Below are 16811 nucleotides of genomic sequence, written 5' to 3' on the forward strand. Positions count from 1 at the left end.
GAAATCCAGATCGTCTTCGCGGCCGGTGAATGTAATTTCGATTTTAAAACGCTTGATCGAGCGCACGGCTTCGTTCAATTTCTCAGCCATGAAACCCTTCAGATTGGTTTTGGGTTGAAGTTGTGCTCCCTCAACCATGACATCCGCTTTCCCTTGCCATTGCTCCCCTTCTTTCCTGACCTTAAAATCCAAATTCGCCTGACCCCGGGTCAAGGTAACGCCCAACTCGTCGGGACTGCCCAGCTCAAGGCCTTCGACCGGGTATCCTTTATAGACGACCATCAATTCATCCCGGCCCTCGGCGCTGCGATGATCCGCCAGAACATTCAGCCTCAGGCTTTGCGCACCCTGCTCGCCTTTGATCTGCGCGGTCAGCGGCTTTCCCCATTGTTTCGGTTCGGTGGTTAAATCCTTCAACTCCCCGGAAAAACCCAAAGCGCCCGCGCCCATGGTCGCTGTCCCGGACAACAACGAATGTTTCCAGAGAAATGCGGGAAACGACGCTTGCTTGGGAAACCCCACAAAAACCCCGCGCCGCTTGGGCGGCTCCGGAGGCGCCTTTGCCTGATCCGTGGCGCCGGACGCGCCCGAGGACCCTTCACCCGTTTTTTTAGAACCCAAATGCTTCTTGGCTAAATCAATCCAGCGCATGGCCGGGCCCATTTTGGCTTTAACCGCCGGGCCCAAAAGAAAAAGAGAAATGCTTTCGGCGTCGAGCGAAGGGATGCCGGCTAAATTTTTCAAGGCGGCCAAATCCCCGGCCTTGGCCTTCTTGGCTTCGTCCAGAAGCTTCCTCGCCTGACCGAAATCATTTTCCGCCTTATCCTTGGTTTCTTTGAGGTTTTTCTGCGCCGCTTTGATGCGCTCCTGAATTTCTTTGGCCTTTTTGATTTTCCGGGCGATGGCCTCGATATCCGAACCCTCGGCTTTTAACTCGGCCAAATCTTTTTTGATCGCCTCCATTTCCGATTCGGTTGTCAACGCGGCAATCCGGTTATCCCAATCCTGACTCAACGACTCAATTTTGACTTTTCCCTCATCCAACACTTTCAGAGAGGCCAGATTTTCCGGTTTAACCGCATCCACTTTGGAGGCCCCGGCGCCTTTGATTGCATCCATGCGCGCCAAACCCAAATCCTTGGTTTGGGCCGTCATGGCATCCAATTTTTTCTCGACCGCGGACGGTTTTTCTTCTTTTTGCTCTTTAGCCTCCTTTTTTGAAAGTTCTCCGGATGTTTTACGCTGCGTGCCCCAAGCCACCCCCTGCAACGAAGCGTCTTCGATCACGACTTTCTTTTCCAGGAGCAACGCGGGCAAAAGCTGGAAGCCGGCTTCCTTGAACTCGATCAAATTTTTCCAGGGATCGCTTTTGTCCGCGGCCTGAAAACCCCGGACACTGATTTTGCCCTTAAAAATTTGGGTTTGAACCGACGCAACGTCGACCTTGGCGCCCAAAGCCGCCTCTCCGGCCTTGACGATGCCGCGCTTGATCAACGGATCCATGAAAAAAAACCCGAACGCGGCGATGGCGCCGGTCAAAACAAGAGTAAAAATTAAATTGCCTTTTTTAACCATGGGCTTATTCGCTCATGCTCTCATACCATTGATACCAGCGCATAGCTTTCAAGGCCTGGATGACTTTTAATTTGTCGACTTTGGGTTTTAAGTTTTGCTGATAGTAAGCAACCGCTTTTTTCATCGCCAAATAATTAGGCAAGAAAAGCGCCAACCCGATGATCAATTGCCCGATCACAACCGTATTGTTGAAATGCGTCCAAGGCACGATGGGCGTGTTATAAAGCGCCGTCCATAAAGGCCCGAGCGCCTCCAGCGATAAGACGGCGTAGCCGATTTGATGCGCCAAGGAATCAACCAAGAGGCCGACCGGCGTCCACAGCAAGGAGGCTAAAATTGCGGCGGGTTTATCGACGGTGGTCAAGAAAAAAAGAAGGAAGAAAAAAATACCCAGCAGATTGCCCTTGGGCAACAAACCCAGGATCGCGCCCACGGCAAAGCCGGCGGCCGTAGCCGCAGGGCTTTTTTGCCCGCGCAAAATTGCGATGACGCCCTTCAAAAATCCAATTCCCATGCGTTTAGGATTTTAGATTTTTTTGATTCGAGGCTTGGCTGCGCGCCGGCGGCGGCTATTGCTTGCGGGATTTTTGACGGCGCTCCGGCTCGCGCCGGTAGCCTGAGGCCAGACGGGAAAGATCGCTGGCGACCTTGTAGATAAAACGCTGCCGATCCGCCGGCTGCTCTCGCACCAAATGCGCTATTTTTTCTTCCAATCCAGCATCATCGCGCACCGGTTGTTCATCTAAAAGCTCGGCCTTTGTCGCTCGGAGCGCATGGGCCAGTTTGGCAAGCGTGACCAGGCTGATCTTCTTGGTCCCCCTCTCCACCTGGCCCACGAAGCTCGGGTGAAGCTCAGAGCGCGCGCCCAGCTCTTCCTGCGTCCAGCCGCGCTTCAAACGCACCATGCGCACCCTCTGACCAACGATTCGATAGATATCCTTTTCCATGGAGCCACCTTCATTCTGCAAGGGCAGCCCGTATTTCAGCCAGAGCCAATAAGGTTTTTATAAAACCTTATAGTATTGACAAACTAAAAATCTGGGGATAACCTTACACCGATGAAACAAAAATCCATCACTCTCGATATTAAAGGAATTCCCTACCGACGAAATAAATCAGGGTGGAACAAGCCGGGCCCCCTCCCGTGGATAAGCGCTATCAAAAAACAGACTCAAGGCTTGCATCTGGACACCCGCGCCTGTCTTCTTCGAGCAACGTTTATGCTGCCGCCCGGCCAACGCCCGTCCCGTCTTGCTGTCTGGCCCAATCTTGACAATCTCCTAAAACCGCTTCTAAATGCCCTCAAGAAAACCTTATTTTGCAAAGCCAAGGGGCAAAACCCCTGCGTTATTTATTTAAACGCAACAAAGGTAATGGTTAACTCCGATGAAGAGGCGGGCACCCGGATTGAATTGCTGCCGATCCCGAAAGGCTTGATGTCCGAACATCATCTGACCGTATGACCCCAACTCTGCTTGACACCGGGCAGGGCGTCGGTAAATTTTATTCTTCAAACAAGTTTAATTTATCCAATGCCGGACATGACCCCATTTTTTGGACTAAATTAAACGCGTAATTTGACCTGTTCGGAAGGACTCTTGCTGCAACAAGCGACCCAACGCAAACCCAGACGCGCGCCCCAATAAAGGAAAAAGGGCTGCACCAGCCAGCCGATCGCAGCCAAGACATTCATCAACGGATACCGGTAGGTGGGAATCATGGATTCCGGCACTACGCGCAAACCCATTAAATAGCCGTTCCACATAAAATCATTGCCGAGCCCCTGCTTGGCGAAAAAGGGATGATCGAAATACATCATGGGCCCGAAAATCCAAAACGACAACTGGAACAAAACGCAGGCCCAAAACAAAAATTTCTTGTTGCCTTTCAAAAACTTGACCGCGACCAACGCGGCCCCGATGCCGAACGCCAACATGGTCGGCGGATCAACTACGAACGTCTGAAACGTGGCCCGCCCTAAAAAAAGGGGGTAATGGTGTCTGTCACTATTTTTCATGTCAAATATTTTAAAGCCAGCTCAACCAATTTACGCACCTTGGGCGTATAAGGCGGATAAAAGAAATTCAGCGGATCATTCAGAGCCCCTTGATAAAGAACCGAGCGCGCATGGGAAAACGTCTTGAATCCGTAATACCCATGGTAATGGCCCATGCCGCTGGCTCCTACCCCGCCGAAAGGCAGATTGGGATTGGCCAAATGGATAATCGCATGATTGACGCAGCTGCCGCCGGCCGTCGTGCCTGAGAGCACGCGCTCGACATTGTCCTTGCTGCGGCTGAACAAATAAAGGGCCAAGGGCTTGGCCCGCTCGCGAATGATGCGCAGCGGCTCTTCAAGAGACCGCCACGTCAGCACGGGCAGCACGGGTCCGAAAATTTCATCGCGCATCAAGGCCGAATCCTTATCGACGCCGGTCACGATGGTCGGCGACAAATAGCGCTCATTCTCCGACGCTTGGCCGCCCATGACAACTTTGGCGCCCTGGCGCACGGATTCCTCGACCATGGAGGCCAGGGACCGGCAGGATTCCTTGGAAATAATGCGGCAGTAATCGGAGCTGGCGCGGCGTTCTTCTTCGCCGGCCCCATAGCGGGCGGCAACGACTTTTTTCGACTCCTCGATGAACTCTTCTGCCTTGCTCTCATGAACAAGCACATAATCCGGAGCCACGCAGGTCTGGCCCGCGTTTAAAAACTTAGCCCACATGATACGTTTGGCGGCTGTTGGGATATCCGCGGTTTCATCAATAACTACCGGAGATTTTCCGCCTAATTCCAACGTGACCGTGGCCAAATGCTTGGCCGCGGCCGCCATCACCCGCTTGCCGATATTCGTGCTGCCCGTAAAGAAAATATGATCAAAGGGCATTTGCAGCAAAGCGTCCGACACCTCGTGCCCGCCTTCCACCACAGCCACTTCATCGGGACTGAAAACTTCCGCAAGCAGGCTTTTAATAAAACGCGCGGTCGCCGGAACTTTGCCCGAAGGACGCAGCGTCACGCAATTGCCCGCGGCCACGGCCGCCACCAGCGGGGACAACGCCAATGAAAACGGATAATTCCAAGGCGCTAAAATCAACACCTGGCCCTTGGGCTCGTGGCGGATTTCGCTTTTGGTGCCGAAGAGCGCCATCGGGGTTTTAACGCGCACCGGCCGCATCCACTCCTCAAGATGGCGCACCGTGTGATTGATTTCCGAAAGAACCGTAAAAATTTCGGTAATATCCGTCTCGGCCGGATTTTTGTGAAAATCGGAAACCAAGGCCTGATGCAGCTCGGCGCGCCGCCGCTCAATGGCTTTACCCAGCCTGGAGAGTTTGCCGGCGCGTTCCCAAGCCGTTGTCCGGGCCACATTCCAGCGATTGGCCCTCTGTTTCTCAAAAAGCGCGCTTAAATCATCCGCCACAACGGCCTCCTGCTTGCGTTCCATCACTGCCTGCATCGCTTGCCTCCTGTTTGCCCTTGAAGCGCCCGGCCACTAGCCTTTGAGCACCGCCCATTTCGTCTTTTCATAGTAATCGACGACATGCGGCAGAGCCTCGCGCGTATCCGGCCAGCGCAAACGATAGCCCGTGGCCAAGAGTTTCTTGTTGCTTAAAATATGATTCTTCACCATGAATAAAGCGCTGTTTCGATCGTAACGCGGGAACGTTTTTTTCATTTTCGCCCGCCATTCTTCGACGATGCCTGAAACTTTTAAAATAGCGGGGTGCGTGTGAAAAATCGGAATGCCGAATGTTTTTTTCATCGAAGGAAGAGCCCAGGCGTTAAAAATTTTAGCCGCCAAATCAAAAGTTTCGATATTGGAAAGAGGGTAATTGTCCGCCAAATTGTAAATCTGACCCGAAGCTTCGGACAACCGGGCCAAATGAATCGCGGCCAAGGCCACGTCGTCGACATGAACATGAGAGATGAAGACTTCCTTGAAACCAGGGACCGAGCGCATCAGCCCGATTTTAAACATGTACAAGGGAAGGGTAATGCCGTTGGGCGTGCCCGGGCCGTAAATATCACCGGGCCGGATCGTCACCACATCCAACAAGCCTTTTTTCTGGAACTCCTCCCCCACTTTTTCCTGCTGGCGCTTGCTCCAAGCGTAATTTTCAACCAATTCCTCTTCATTGACCGGGAACGTTTCTTCTTTGACGAGGCCGGGATTGTCCCAAAAACCGTAAACGGTGGAAGAGCCCCAATTGATCAGGCGGCGCACGCCTTTTTCAACCAAGACCTCGCATAAATTCCGGGTTCCTCCGGCATTGACCCGATGGAACAGGTCGCGCGGAGCGCCGTATTTAAATAAAGCCGCCGTATGAAAAACGCATTCGATGGATGAATCAACGGCCCGGCGCAAACTTTCCTTATCGCCGATATCCGCGCCGATGAAACGAGACTTGCCCTTGAACGCGAAACGCGCCTCGAGATTGGGCAAATCAAGCGCCGCCACTTCGACGCCTTGATCCAAGAGCTCCCGAATCAGCGTGGAGCCGACAAAACCGCAGCCGCCGGTAACCAAGACTTTCTTCATGACCATCAATTATAGTAGTTCATGGACTCTCCCCGCTCCCATCGTATAATGAAACCCCATGTTTCTTCCGGCAGCCGCCCTGGCCCTTCTGCTGACCGCTGAGATCCAAGCCGCCGGTCTCACCATCTTCAACGCCAATATCCTTTACTGCAACCCGATTGTTGAACGCGAACCCCATGCAGCCTACATGATCAGGCTCGACAAGCTGATCGCAAAAATCAACGCCATTAAGCCCGATGTCATCGCCTTTCAAGAAATGGCCAATTGCGAATTCGATTGGGGCGCCCGATGGATCGAGCCTCCCAAAATCATCGCCCAACGCACAGGATTCCCTTACATTCATTGGATTTCCGAAGGTTTCCCTAAAATATGGGAGGAGGGCCTGGCCTTCTATTGGAATCCGGCGACGGTCGCCATGGAAAACATCCGCTGCCGCCATTTAAAGGCCACCAAACGCGGGGCGTTCAACGGCACGATCAAAAAATCGCTTTGCCGAGGCGATATCCGCCGCAAAGACGGCCGCTTGCTGCGCCTTTACAACACTCATTTAAGCGGCGGCGACCTCGGCCTTCGCCAGCTTTATGAAATTTTAACCCTCGTGGCCCGCGAACGCCCGGAAATCGATGCCGCTGTTTTTACCGGGGATTTCAATTTCAAGCCGGATTCAGCAGGCGCCGCCTGGTTGAAAAATCTGGGTTTCCGGCAGGACGCCTACAATCATGTGGATTACGTATTCACCTGGAATCTTGAAGAGCCGCAGGCAATACGGATTATTGATTTAAAAAGCGACCACACTTCGGATCATGACGGCCTTTGGCTCGAAATCGCCGACCAGTAGTAGCAAAGGCGAAGCTCTGTATAATACGACTCGTCGTTAGCGCTGGGGTAGCTCAGGGGTAGAGCATCTCCATGGTAAGGAGAGGGCCGAGGGTTCAAGTCCCTCCCCCAGCTTATTTAGGCTGTCCTATCCGAAAAATCTGATAAAATAAAAATCCTATGGCCGAACGAATCGTGATCGCCCTTGAATGTCCGGACTGCAAACGGCGCAATTATCATTTCTTCCGGGGCAAGAAAAAAGAATACAAGCTCGAACTCAATAAGTTTTGCCCGCAGTGCCGTAAGTATTCAAAACACAAAGAAACCAAAGCGAACTAAACGCGCTCTATATTTTTCTTAAAACAGCGCGCGCCGGCGCCCCTAGGCCCAACGGAGCCGAAATATCAATCCATTGATTCACCGTGGCCATTCTATAACTTGATAAAATTTACTTTTCAACGGGGGCTTAAGCTAATGGCTAAACTGGCGGTCTCCAAAACCGCACTTGAAGGTTCGACTCCTTCAGCCCCCGAGCGTTTTTACCAACGCAAAAGCTTATTGATGAACGTTCAAAGAATAACCGCGATTCTTGCGATGACGGGGCTTCTGTTCGCCTGCGCCGGTATTAAACCCATTTATCTGGCCACGGATTTGCGTTTCCCTCAAAACGCCGCGGTCCTGCCCCTGGGCAATCAAACGAACGACATGAAGGCCCCGGAAATGATCCGCCCCTTAATCGAACAAGCCCTGCGACAGAAAGGCTACGCCATCTTTACCCAGGCGGAAACGGATGAACGCCTGAGAAAACTTTTGGGCGTCACGGACGGCGGTCAATTGCGCGTTCTCTTTGAGGGGTTAAACGCCCAGAACCCTTCGGCAGCCATGGACGAGGGCTCAAGAGGCAGCATTTCCATGAAAAAATTGTCCGATGCCCTGCCCGTGGACACCGTGTTTTACGGCGAGGTTGTGGATTTCGGGATCACCAATCTGGGATTTTACCGGGAAAAACGGGTGCATTTGGCCTTTAAAATGGTGGATTTGAAAACCGGCAACCTTTTATGGATCGATCAGGCCAAAATAAAGGAGCGCAATGTCGCCACATCCGTCGATGAAGCCAAAAGCTCTTTCAAAAAGGGGCTCCTGGAAAAAGCCGCCTATTCCACCGGGGTCAATGAAAAGACCAAAGGGCTGAGCGCGGCTTGGCTGCGCAACCCCCTTAAGGAACTCTCGGAAAAAGCCGTCCGCCGCGTCATGGCCACCCTGCCCAGAACTTAGCTATACTTCCCTCCGACATGTTTAATCCGGTCCAATTCGGAAAAGATGCCTATGGGGAGTTGCAAAAAGTCACTTGGATCCCCAGAAAACAAATGATCGCCTCCACCATTATGATCATCATCCTGGTGTCTTTGGTGTCGGGCTTCATCGCCTTTGTGGATTTTCTGATTGCGCAATTTTTCTCAATATTTATTAGAATATAGCCGATTCCCTCCGGCAATCCCGCCGGGGTTGACGACAAAATTAAGATAAAGGAGTTTTTTTGTCTTATTTATGACTATGACTACCGGACAACGAGCATGGTACATCGTCCAAACAACGACCGGCCGTGAGGACCGCGTCCGCACCGCCATCAACAAAGCGAAGGAAACTTCCGTCGTCGGCGAGCGCATCCATCAAGTGCTCATCCCCACCGAAGACGTAGTCCAAATCCAAAAAAACAAAAAGGTCGTCAGAAAAAGAAAATTTTTTCCGGGTTACGTGCTGATTGACATGATCGTGGACAATGAGACTTACTGGCTGGTGCGCTCAATCACCGGAGTTTCCGGCTTCCTGGGCGGCGCCAATCCCGTGCCCCTTCCGGAGAGCGAAGTCAAAGGCATCCTGGAATTGACCGAAGCCGTACCCGGCAACCGTCCCAGACCCGCGGTCATGTTCGACAAAGGTGAAAGCATCCGCATCAACGATGGTCCCTTCAAGCATTTCGTGGGTGTGGTCGAAGAAATCAACGAGGAGCGCGCCCGCTTGAAAGCCATGGTCACCATTTTCGGCCGTGCAACCCCCGTGGAACTCGATTTCCTTCAAGTCGAAAAGATTTAACCAAGGAGAATCCGATGGCAGCACCAACAGCAGGCAAAAAGAAAATCAAGACGACGATCAAACTTCAGGTCCCGGCCGGCCAAGCCAACCCTGCGCCTCCGATCGGCCCGGCGCTCGGCCAGCACGGCGTCAACATCATGGAATTCTGCAAACAATTCAACGAACGTACGAAAACAGCGGAACCGGGCATGATGATCCCGGCCGTCATCACGATTTTTGAAGACCGCAGCTTCACCTTCGTCACTAAGGTGCCGCCGGTCTCCGCTCTCTTGAAGAAAGCGGCCCAGCTCGCCGTCGCTTCCGGAATGCCGGGAAAAACAAAAGTCGGCAAAGTGACCCGCAAACAAGTCGAAGAGATCGCCAAAACGAAAATGCCCGATTTAAACGCGGACAGCGTTGAAGCCGCGGCTCTGATGGTTGAAGGCACGGCCCGCTCCATGGGCATCGACGTCACTCCGTAATAATAATAGAGGTTGAATATGCCAGCCACATTATCCAAACGACAAAAAACCTGGACCAGCGCCTACGATAAAACCAAAACCTACGATCTCGCCGCGGCCGTCGACATTTTAAAGAAAACGGCCAAGGCCAAGTTCGACGAGTCCATCGAGCTTCATTTCAACCTGGGCATCAACCCCAAGCAAAACGACCAGCAAGTCCGCGCCACCGTGGTCCTGCCCCACGGCTCGGGCAAAGCCAAAAAAGTGGCGGTCATCGCCAAAGGCGAAAAAACCAGGGAAGCCCAGGCCGCCGGCGCCGACGAGGTCGGCGAGAATGACTTGATCGAAAAAATCGCGAAAGGCTGGATGGATTTCGACGTTTTAGTCGCTACGCCGGATGTGATGAAAGACGTGGCCAAATTGGGCAAAACACTCGGCCCCAAGGGCCTGATGCCCAACCCTAAAACCGGCACCGTCACCTTCGATCTGGGTAAAATCGTCAAAGAAATCAAAGGCGGACGCATCGAATTCCGCGCGGATCAGACGGGCAATGTGCACACCGCGATCGGCAAAATGTCGTTCGACCCGCAGAAAATCAAAGAAAACGCCCAAGCCATGATTCAGGCGGTAGTGGGCGCCAGACCCTCGAGCGTCAAGGGAACATATTTAAAAAGCGTGACGCTGACGTCCACTATGGGGCCCGGCATCCGCGTGACCCCGCCGCAAAAATCAAAAGAGGACGAATAGTCATCGACTCACTCTAGGAGGATTATCGTGGAAGGAAAAATTGTATTGCCCCCGTTCGGGGACACGGAATGGAAAATTTTATGGGGCGTGCTCGCCTCCTCTGTTTTAGCGCTCATTTACGGCGTCTATCTGGTGCGCCGCGTGATGGCCATTCCGGTCGGCAATAAGAAAATGTTGGAAGTGGCCCAGGCCATCGAGGAAGGCGCCAACGCCTACCTGGCCCGCCAAGTTAAAGCCATGAGCCCCTTTGTGGGTCTTTTGGCGGCCGTCCTTTGGGGCGTTTACTACCCCGCTTTCGGATCGCGTTTGGCCGGGGGCGTCGCCCTGGCTTTTCTAATGGGCGTAGCCGCTTCCTACGGCGCCGGCGCCATCGGCATGTGGCTGGCCGTCAAAGGCAATGTCAGAAGCGCGTTCTCGGCTTTGACCAGCTTTAAACGCGCATTGGAATTATCTTTTGACGCCGGCGCCGTGGCCGGCATGTTCACCGTGGGCTTCGGGCTTTTGGGCGCAACCGTTATTTTCATGATTTTCAAACAAGACGCGATGAAGGTTTTGGTCGGCTTCGGTTTCGGCGGCGCTCTCGCCGCTCTTTTCATGCGCATGGGCGGCGGCATTTACACCAAAGCGGCCGACGTGGGCGCGGACTTAGTCGGCAAAGTCGAAGTCGGCATCCCTGAAGACGACCCACGCAACGCCGCCACCATTGCGGACAACGTGGGCGACAACGTGGGCGATTGCGCCGGCATGGTGGCCGACGTATTTGAGTCCTACGAGGTCACGCTCGTGGCCGCGATTATTTTGGCGGCCAGTTGCTTGGCGGACAGCGCGTTTGTCAGCCAACACGGCGACGGAGCTCAGGCATTCGCCCTTAAATTAATTTTGTTTCCCCTCTTGATCCGAGCGCTGGGCGTTTTCGCCAGCATCATCGGTATTTGGGCCGTACGCGTCAAAGGCGAAGGCATGGTTGATCCGATGAAGCCCATTGAACGCGGCTATCTGTTAAGCTCATTGGCCAGCGTTGTGGGCTTCTTTATCATCAACGCCCTGTTCCTGAAAGATGCCTCAACCGGAGCCGTGGATTGGCGCTACGGCATCGCAGCCACTATCGGCATCCTGCTGGCTGTGGCCACGTTATTTATCACCAACTATTTCACGCATCCGGGCAAACGGCCGGCTACGGAAACAGCGCTCTCTTCCCGAACCGGGCCCGCAACCGTGATTTTGACCGGCACATCAATAGGCTTGGAGTCTTCGGTTTGGGCTGTATTGACCATTGCCGTCACCATCCTCTCCTCCATGTGGATTTTTCCGGAAAGCATGGCCTTGGCCGCCTATGGCGTCAGCTTGGTCGGCCTCGGGCTCTTGACCACCACGGGATTCATCCTGGCCATGGACACTTACGGCCCCATCACGGACAATGCCCATGGGATTTTCGAAATGTCCGGAGTTAAAGATGAACGGGCGGAGAAAACGCTCTCCTGGATGGACGCCATCGGCAACACCACCAAAGCCCTGACCAAGGGCTTGGCCATTGCCACGGCCGTGATCGCAGCGGTCAGCTTGTTCCGCTCCTTCATCGAAGAGGCCCACCTGTTCGACGTCGGCATCCAGATCAATATGCCCGATGTTTTCGTCGGCTTGTTAATCGGCGGCTGCGTGCCCTTTTTATTCTCCTCATTCGCGATTAAAGCCGTGGGCCGCGCCGCCTACATGATCGTCGAAGAAGTCCGGCGCCAATTCAGGGAAAAACCGGGCATTATGGATTACCGGGAAAAGCCGGATTATGCCCGCTGCGTGGCGATTGTGACCACCGCGGCCCAGAGGGAACTGATCGCTCCCGCGATTCTGGCTGTTTTCGCGCCGATTTTGGTCGGCTTTGGACTCGGCGTCGGCGGCTTGGGCGGATTTTTAGGCGGCGCGATTTTAACGGGCCAGCTCTTGGCCGTGTATATGTCCAATGCCGGGGCTGTTTGGGATAACGCCAAAAAGAAAATCGAAGACGGGTTCCTGGGCGGCAAAGGCACCGACTGTCACAAAGCCGCGGTTATCGGCGATACGGTCGGCGACCCATTTAAAGACACCGCAGGCCCGGCTTTAAATCCCTTGATCAAAGTCATGAATTTGGTGTCCATTATGATCGCCCCATTCATCATCAGCGGCATTTCCATGGGCCTGAGATTCGCTATTGTGGCCGTATCCTTGATCACGCTGACCGTGGCGATTACGCTCTCCAAGAAAGGCTCCGGCTTCAGCGCATCGGAAACCAACGATCATTCGGACCGGCGCCCCAAACCCCTCGGCGAAGCTAAAAAACTCAGCCTGACCTAACGCCCGGCCATTCCATGCGGCATAAAGTCAGCATCGTCGGCGCGGGCAATGTCGGCGCCACATTAGCCGAACGCCTCCATGCCGCGGGCTTAGCCGACGTCGTTCTGCTCGATATCCCGGAAACCGGCGGCATGCCCAAAGGCAAAGGCATCGACATGGAGCAAGCCGGCTCCGTCTTAAGATCGGACTGCCGCATCACCGGAACCACGGAATACGGCCCGACCAACAACTCGGATGTGGCCGTCATTACCGCCGGGCTGCCCCGCAAGCCGGGTATGACCCGCGAACAGCTTCTGGAAATCAACGCCAAAATCGTCTCAAGCGCGGCCAAACAATTGGCCCAAACCTCGCCCAATGCCGTCTTGATCGTGGTCACCAATCCCCTGGATGCCATGTGCTACGCCGCTTATAAAGCCAGCGGATTCCCCAGGGAGCGCGTTCTAGGCATGGCCGGGGTGCTCGACGCTTCGCGCATGGAACGATTAATCGCGCGCCAATTGAATGTCTCCATCGAAAACGTTTTTGCCTGCGTTTTGGGCACGCACGGAGAAACCATGGTGCCGGTTCCCTCGTATTCCACGGTGTTCGGTGTGCCCATCACCAAACTTTTTTCAACGGAAGACATTAAAAATATCGTTCATAAAACCATCCAAGGCGGCGCGGAAATCGTGGAGCTGCTTAAAACAGGCAGCGCTTATTACGCGCCTTCGGCCAGCGTTCTTGAAATGATTTCAGCGATCTTGAAAGACAAAAAGAAAATCCTCACCTGCTCGGTTTACTTAAACGGAGAATACGGATTAAAAGACGTGTATTTAGGCGTCCCGGCCGTGCTGGGAGCCAAAGGTTTAGAACGCGTTCTTGAAATTCCCTTATCGCCGGAAGAAAAAACCGCGTTAGGCGACGCCGCCAAAGCCGTTGGGGAAATGGTCGGGCATATCAAGAAAGCGCCCGCCCCAGCCGCTTAAAACCCTTTCTCAACGCTCAAAACATCGCGTACCGCGGTCACCACCTTGGCCATAGAGCAAGGTTTAACCAAATAACGCACTGCGCCCAAGCTGAGCCCCTTGGCGATATCCGCCTTCTGATCCAAAGCGGAATGAATGACCACCGGAATCGTTTTTGTTTTGGCATCGCTTTTTAAATACTGAAGCACGGCCCAACCGTCTTTTTTGGGAAGGTTAATATCCAAAATAACGGCTAAGGGTCCCCCCAAACAAGCTTTTTCAATGGCTTCCTCGCCGTCGAAAGCCGCCATGACCTTGAATCCATCTTTCTTGAACGCCTCCTGAAGAAGCGTGTTGATATGAAAATCATCCTCAACGATCAAAATCATCGCCATACCCGGCAAGCAGCCGCCGTTCTCAAGCGGCGTGCTTTTTCACCTCCTGAACCAGCACATTTAAGTCGAACGGCTTGCAGACGTAGCCGATCACGCTGGGATTTTCCTTGCCCATCTCCGTATCCTCCGGAGATAAAATAGAAATGACCACGATGGGGATGCTTTTTGTTTTTGGATTCTTCTTCAATTCTTCGGCCAATTTCCACCCCCGCATGCCCGGCAGCAGAAGATCGAGAAGAATCAGATCGACCGACGTTGTTTCCAAAAGCGCGAGGGCTTCTTCTCCGGAACCGACTTGAACCACCTCGTAACCCTCCAGCTTCAATGTCTCCGATACCAAGTCATTGGTATGCGTGTCATCATCAACAACCAGAACTTTTTTACTCACTGCTCTCACCTCCTCGCCTCTTCATTCGCTACCCGTGAGCCGCGGGCGCCGCGGCTTCCTTCTGCGGCGTTTGCGCCGGACTTAAATCCATGCCCCTAGGCAGCACCACCGTGAACTGAGCCCCTGTTTTTAAATTTTCAGCGCGAATTTTCCCGCCCATGGTTTCAACCAAGGACTTCGTGATGGCCAACCCCAAGCCCGTGCCCGTCATTTTTCGCGTTTTCTCATCCGTGGCGCGCGCAAAAGGACGGAATAAACGGGACCAAAGCTCTTTGGGGATTCCGGAGCCCTCGTCGCGGATGTTGATGACCAATGTTCTCTCATTGACCAAAGAAAGCTCGATATACACGAATTTTTCCACGGGCGTATATTTGGCTGAATTGCCGGTGATATTAATCAAAATCTGCTTTGTTTTATCCTCATCCAGCATCGCGAACAATTGCTGGGTTTCGCAAAGAACCTTGTAATGAGGCTGATCCGGCCGCATCCGAAGCTCATTCGCCACTTTTTCAGCCAAGGCTTTGACATCGACGCGGGTAACGTGCAACTCGATTTTTCCGCTTTGAATTTTCTTTAAATCCAACACCTCATTGACCATGCGGCCTAAACGCGCGGTTTCAGCGACGATGGCGTTTAAATAATTAGTCATTTGCTCTTTGGTCAAACGCTCTGCGTACTTGAGCATCAAAGTAGTGAATCCCGAAATCGAGGTCAGGGGCGTGCGCAATTCATGGGAGGCCATGGACACGAAATTCGATTCCAATTCCTGAAGCCTTTTAAGCTCCATGTTGGTTTCAAGCAACGTTTCATTCGCATCCTTAATCGCCTTGGTTTTCTGCTCGACGATGGATTCCAGCTGATTCTTGGAAATCGTTGTTTCCCTTAACCGTTTGGTCATTTTGTTGAAGGAGGTGGCCAATTGCCCAACCTCATCCTCGCTGGCTACTTTGACCTGGGCGTTTAAATTGCCGCCGGCCAATTCCTGCGTGGCGCGGTTTAAGTCATGGAGCGGACGCACGATTCTCTTGGTAAAGAGCGCCACGATCACCGAGGCGCCCAGCACAATGGCGCCCAAAGAGGCCGCCACGAATAGAATCGTCTGATTGATATGCTCTCTGATTTTGGCCTCGGAGAGGCCCACGTAAATGGCGCCCAAGCTGATCGCAGATTGCCCGGTGGGCAGCATCAATTCAATGTCGCCCTCGCGGAAGGAGCGCGGACCCTGGATGGCCATGCCGATGATATAACGCGCGTTGCTTTTATCATGACGGATCATGGGCACGGCGCTTTTCATCACATCCTGATCCCACAGCGACAAGAACAGCTTGCTGCCTTTCTTTTTCTCATCCGAGTGAGCCAAAATATTGCCTTCCGAATCAACGACAATGGCGATGTCCACATCCGGGTCGAGCTTCAAGGAACGCACCACGCCTTCCAAACCCGCGCCGAAATCCCCGTGCCGGATGGCCTCCATGGCCTGCTTGGCTACGGCCTGAAGCAAAATGCGGCCCCGGTGCTCGATTTGCTCCTGAATGATTTCTCCGGCATGACGCACGAACAGCCCGGCCACCACCGAACCGGCCACACCCACCATCACGATCGCCAACGCGATAAAACGCCGGCCGATCATAAATGAATCATCACGCGATCAACCATCGCTTCAACATTAAACAAGAAGGGTTCTCCCTCCTATTCAAATTTAGTCTAATAATCGCCGGATCGCCATAACGAATTGATTTTTTCGGAGGGGTTCATGATCAGCCGGTTTTTAATCGCCTTCGCCGCTTTCGCCACTGCAACGGCTCCCCTATTTGCTGATCCGTTTGATGATTTCAAAAAAAACGTGGCGCAGGAATTCCTCAAGCCCTTCGCCAAAGATATCGGGGCGGTCATGGGCGGAGGCAGTTTCCACACCGGACGCTCGCTGGGATTCCCGGGCGTTGATATCGGCGGCCATGTCACCGTTCAAAACAAGCCGTCCGAAGACAATAAAATTTTAAAAAACGCCAAGGTGGATGCCTTCGGTTTGCCGTTCCTTCAAGGGGAAGTCGGCCTTCCCTTCAACGTCGATGTGATTCTGCGCGGCATCAGCCTCCAAGACATCACGGTTGTCGGCGGCGGGCTGCGCTACGGACTTTTTAAACTGAGGATGGTTCCTCTCTCTCCCGGCCTCGCGGTTTCCGTATTCGGCCATGCGTTAAACCACACCGCGTTCTCCGTAGCCCATCAATCCGCCAATATCGCGCTGGACTTGTCCGTGCCCATCGTCAGCCCTTATATCGGCTTTGGCATGGACCGCACGCGCGTCAAAGTCAATCAAGCGGATGTCGCGGGCGTAGTGGGTTTGGACGCCAAAGCCACGGGCACGCGTTTCGCCGCGGGCGTCAATTTAAAACCTCTGCCCCTTGTTTACCTGCACGGCGCCGTGCTCTCGGCCAACAGCAAAACAGGATTTGAAGCGGGCTTAGGCGTCAAGTTCTAACCCGCGCTTAAAAAAACCGGCGGCTCCGTCTCACCTTTTCCTTTATAGAGACCCCTC

General features: G+C 53.5%; 20 protein-coding genes and 2 tRNA genes. 13 read left to right on the forward strand and 9 right to left on the reverse strand.

All coding sequences use genetic code 11. From position 1 onward, the window contains the following. The 3 genes from HYT79_11970 to HYT79_11980 all read right to left on the reverse strand — a co-directional run. Positions 1-1575 (reverse strand): TIGR03545 family protein (locus HYT79_11970; GenBank protein ID MBI2071298.1); only part of this gene is annotated, 1575 nt, incomplete at its 3' end. A 4-nt stretch (positions 1576-1579) separates the two neighbouring features. Continuing rightward, the gene (locus tag HYT79_11975) at positions 1580-2089 is read right to left on the reverse strand and encodes a TIGR03546 family protein (GenBank protein MBI2071299.1); all 510 of its coding nucleotides are present in this window, start codon (positions 2087-2089) and stop codon (positions 1580-1582) included. Positions 2090-2144: 55 nt separating this feature from the next. Beyond that, a complete protein-coding gene (locus HYT79_11980; protein MBI2071300.1) occupies positions 2145-2522 on the reverse strand; it encodes a helix-turn-helix transcriptional regulator in 378 nt (125 codons plus the stop codon). Between the two features lie 111 nt (positions 2523-2633). Between HYT79_11980 and HYT79_11985 the strand changes: the two genes are divergently transcribed. After that, complete coding sequence (locus HYT79_11985) at positions 2634-3038, forward strand: hypothetical protein (protein MBI2071301.1); 405 nt, start codon at positions 2634-2636, stop codon at positions 3036-3038. Positions 3039-3139: 101 nt separating this feature from the next. On the opposite strand, the gene HYT79_11990 is transcribed toward HYT79_11985, so the two are convergent. The 3 genes from HYT79_11990 to HYT79_12000 are packed head-to-tail and all read right to left on the reverse strand — an operon-like array spanning position 3140 to position 6120. Then, a complete protein-coding gene (locus HYT79_11990) occupies positions 3140-3592 on the reverse strand; it encodes a hypothetical protein (protein MBI2071302.1) in 453 nt (150 codons plus the stop codon). Continuing rightward, a complete protein-coding gene (locus tag HYT79_11995; GenBank protein MBI2071303.1) occupies positions 3589-5037 on the reverse strand; it encodes an aldehyde dehydrogenase family protein in 1449 nt (482 codons plus the stop codon). Before HYT79_11995 ends, HYT79_11990 begins: the two co-directional genes overlap by 4 nt. A 36-nt stretch (positions 5038-5073) precedes the next feature. Further along, complete coding sequence (locus HYT79_12000; GenBank protein ID MBI2071304.1) at positions 5074-6120, reverse strand: NAD-dependent epimerase/dehydratase family protein; 1047 nt, start codon at positions 6118-6120, stop codon at positions 5074-5076. A gap of 58 nt (positions 6121-6178) precedes the next feature. On the opposite strand from HYT79_12000, the gene HYT79_12005 reads away from it, so the two are divergent. From HYT79_12005 to mdh, 11 genes are all read left to right on the forward strand, one after another. Then, complete coding sequence (locus HYT79_12005) at positions 6179-6958, forward strand: endonuclease/exonuclease/phosphatase family protein (protein ID MBI2071305.1); 780 nt, start codon at positions 6179-6181, stop codon at positions 6956-6958. A 41-nt stretch (positions 6959-6999) separates the two neighbouring features. Then, positions 7000-7071: transfer RNA gene (locus HYT79_12010), tRNA-Thr, on the forward strand. A 45-nt stretch (positions 7072-7116) separates the two neighbouring features. Next, positions 7117-7275, forward strand: a complete 159-nt coding sequence (gene rpmG / locus HYT79_12015) for a 50S ribosomal protein L33 (GenBank protein MBI2071306.1) — start codon at positions 7117-7119, stop codon at positions 7273-7275. Positions 7276-7396: 121 nt separating this feature from the next. After that, a tRNA-Trp gene (locus tag HYT79_12020) sits at positions 7397-7468 on the forward strand. Positions 7469-7497: 29 nt separating this feature from the next. Further along, entirely contained in the window at positions 7498-8211 is a 714-nt protein-coding gene (locus HYT79_12025) for a DUF799 family lipoprotein (GenBank protein MBI2071307.1), read from the forward strand. Positions 8212-8228: 17 nt separating this feature from the next. After that, positions 8229-8414, forward strand: coding sequence for a preprotein translocase subunit SecE (gene secE / locus HYT79_12030; GenBank protein MBI2071308.1), 186 nt, complete (start codon positions 8229-8231; stop codon positions 8412-8414). Positions 8415-8490: 76 nt separating this feature from the next. Beyond that, entirely contained in the window at positions 8491-9030 is a 540-nt protein-coding gene (gene nusG / locus HYT79_12035; protein MBI2071309.1) for a transcription termination/antitermination factor NusG, read from the forward strand. A gap of 14 nt (positions 9031-9044) precedes the next feature. Beyond that, on the forward strand, positions 9045-9491 hold the full coding sequence (gene rplK, locus HYT79_12040) for a 50S ribosomal protein L11 (GenBank protein ID MBI2071310.1): 447 nt from the start codon (positions 9045-9047) through the stop codon (positions 9489-9491). An 18-nt stretch (positions 9492-9509) separates the two neighbouring features. Next, positions 9510-10217 carry a 50S ribosomal protein L1 gene (locus HYT79_12045; GenBank protein MBI2071311.1) on the forward strand — a complete coding sequence of 236 codons (708 nt, stop codon included), beginning with the start codon at positions 9510-9512 and terminating at the stop codon, positions 10215-10217. A 24-nt stretch (positions 10218-10241) separates the two neighbouring features. Next, positions 10242-12545 (forward strand): sodium-translocating pyrophosphatase, encoded by a 2304-nt coding sequence (locus tag HYT79_12050; GenBank protein ID MBI2071312.1) that lies wholly within the window; start codon positions 10242-10244, stop codon positions 12543-12545. Between the two features lie 14 nt (positions 12546-12559). Continuing rightward, positions 12560-13510: a malate dehydrogenase gene (mdh, locus tag HYT79_12055; GenBank protein MBI2071313.1), complete on the forward strand. Its 951-nt coding sequence runs from the start codon at positions 12560-12562 to the stop codon at positions 13508-13510. On the opposite strand, the gene HYT79_12060 is transcribed toward mdh, so the two are convergent. The 3 genes from HYT79_12060 to HYT79_12070 are packed head-to-tail and all read right to left on the reverse strand — an operon-like array spanning position 13507 to position 15902. After that, complete coding sequence (locus HYT79_12060; protein ID MBI2071314.1) at positions 13507-13884, reverse strand: response regulator; 378 nt, start codon at positions 13882-13884, stop codon at positions 13507-13509. The two genes, mdh and HYT79_12060, sit on opposite strands and share 4 nt — an antisense overlap. A 22-nt stretch (positions 13885-13906) precedes the next feature. Then, positions 13907-14272 (reverse strand): response regulator, encoded by a 366-nt coding sequence (locus tag HYT79_12065; GenBank protein MBI2071315.1) that lies wholly within the window; start codon positions 14270-14272, stop codon positions 13907-13909. Positions 14273-14300: 28 nt separating this feature from the next. Further along, positions 14301-15902 carry a HAMP domain-containing protein gene (locus tag HYT79_12070; protein MBI2071316.1) on the reverse strand — a complete coding sequence of 534 codons (1602 nt, stop codon included), beginning with the start codon at positions 15900-15902 and terminating at the stop codon, positions 14301-14303. A gap of 123 nt (positions 15903-16025) precedes the next feature. Here HYT79_12070 and HYT79_12075 point away from each other — a divergent pair, with 123 nt between their 5' ends. After that, positions 16026-16754 (forward strand): hypothetical protein, encoded by a 729-nt coding sequence (locus HYT79_12075; protein ID MBI2071317.1) that lies wholly within the window; start codon positions 16026-16028, stop codon positions 16752-16754. The last annotated feature ends 57 nt before the right edge of the window (positions 16755-16811 follow it).

The organism is Elusimicrobiota bacterium (assembly GCA_016180815.1).
Classification (GTDB): Bacteria; Elusimicrobiota; Elusimicrobia; order JACQPE01; family JACQPE01; genus JACPAN01.

Excerpts from the sequence above, each read along its gene's own strand:
- HYT79_12075 (MBI2071317.1), top strand. The coding sequence starts at position 16,026 with ATGATCAGCCGGTTTTTAATCGCCTTCGCCGCTTTCGCCACTGCAACG.
- nusG (MBI2071309.1), top strand. The coding sequence starts at position 8,491 with ATGACTACCGGACAACGAGCATGGTACATCGTCCAAACAACGACCGGC.
- HYT79_12005 (MBI2071305.1), top strand. The coding sequence starts at position 6,179 with ATGTTTCTTCCGGCAGCCGCCCTGGCCCTTCTGCTGACCGCTGAGATC.
- secE (MBI2071308.1), top strand. The coding sequence starts at position 8,229 with ATGTTTAATCCGGTCCAATTCGGAAAAGATGCCTATGGGGAGTTGCAA.
- HYT79_11980 (MBI2071300.1), bottom strand. The coding sequence starts at position 2,522 with ATGGAAAAGGATATCTATCGAATCGTTGGTCAGAGGGTGCGCATGGTG.
- rplK (MBI2071310.1), top strand. The coding sequence starts at position 9,045 with ATGGCAGCACCAACAGCAGGCAAAAAGAAAATCAAGACGACGATCAAA.
- HYT79_11985 (MBI2071301.1), top strand. The coding sequence starts at position 2,634 with ATGAAACAAAAATCCATCACTCTCGATATTAAAGGAATTCCCTACCGA.
- HYT79_11990 (MBI2071302.1), bottom strand. The coding sequence starts at position 3,592 with ATGAAAAATAGTGACAGACACCATTACCCCCTTTTTTTAGGGCGGGCC.
- HYT79_12000 (MBI2071304.1), bottom strand. The coding sequence starts at position 6,120 with ATGAAGAAAGTCTTGGTTACCGGCGGCTGCGGTTTTGTCGGCTCCACG.
- rpmG (MBI2071306.1), top strand. The coding sequence starts at position 7,117 with ATGGCCGAACGAATCGTGATCGCCCTTGAATGTCCGGACTGCAAACGG.
- HYT79_12070 (MBI2071316.1), bottom strand. The coding sequence starts at position 15,902 with ATGATCGGCCGGCGTTTTATCGCGTTGGCGATCGTGATGGTGGGTGTG.
- HYT79_11995 (MBI2071303.1), bottom strand. The coding sequence starts at position 5,037 with ATGCAGGCAGTGATGGAACGCAAGCAGGAGGCCGTTGTGGCGGATGAT.
- HYT79_12060 (MBI2071314.1), bottom strand. The coding sequence starts at position 13,884 with ATGGCGATGATTTTGATCGTTGAGGATGATTTTCATATCAACACGCTT.
- HYT79_11975 (MBI2071299.1), bottom strand. The coding sequence starts at position 2,089 with ATGGGAATTGGATTTTTGAAGGGCGTCATCGCAATTTTGCGCGGGCAA.
- HYT79_12025 (MBI2071307.1), top strand. The coding sequence starts at position 7,498 with ATGAACGTTCAAAGAATAACCGCGATTCTTGCGATGACGGGGCTTCTG.
- HYT79_12045 (MBI2071311.1), top strand. The coding sequence starts at position 9,510 with ATGCCAGCCACATTATCCAAACGACAAAAAACCTGGACCAGCGCCTAC.
- mdh (MBI2071313.1), top strand. The coding sequence starts at position 12,560 with ATGCGGCATAAAGTCAGCATCGTCGGCGCGGGCAATGTCGGCGCCACA.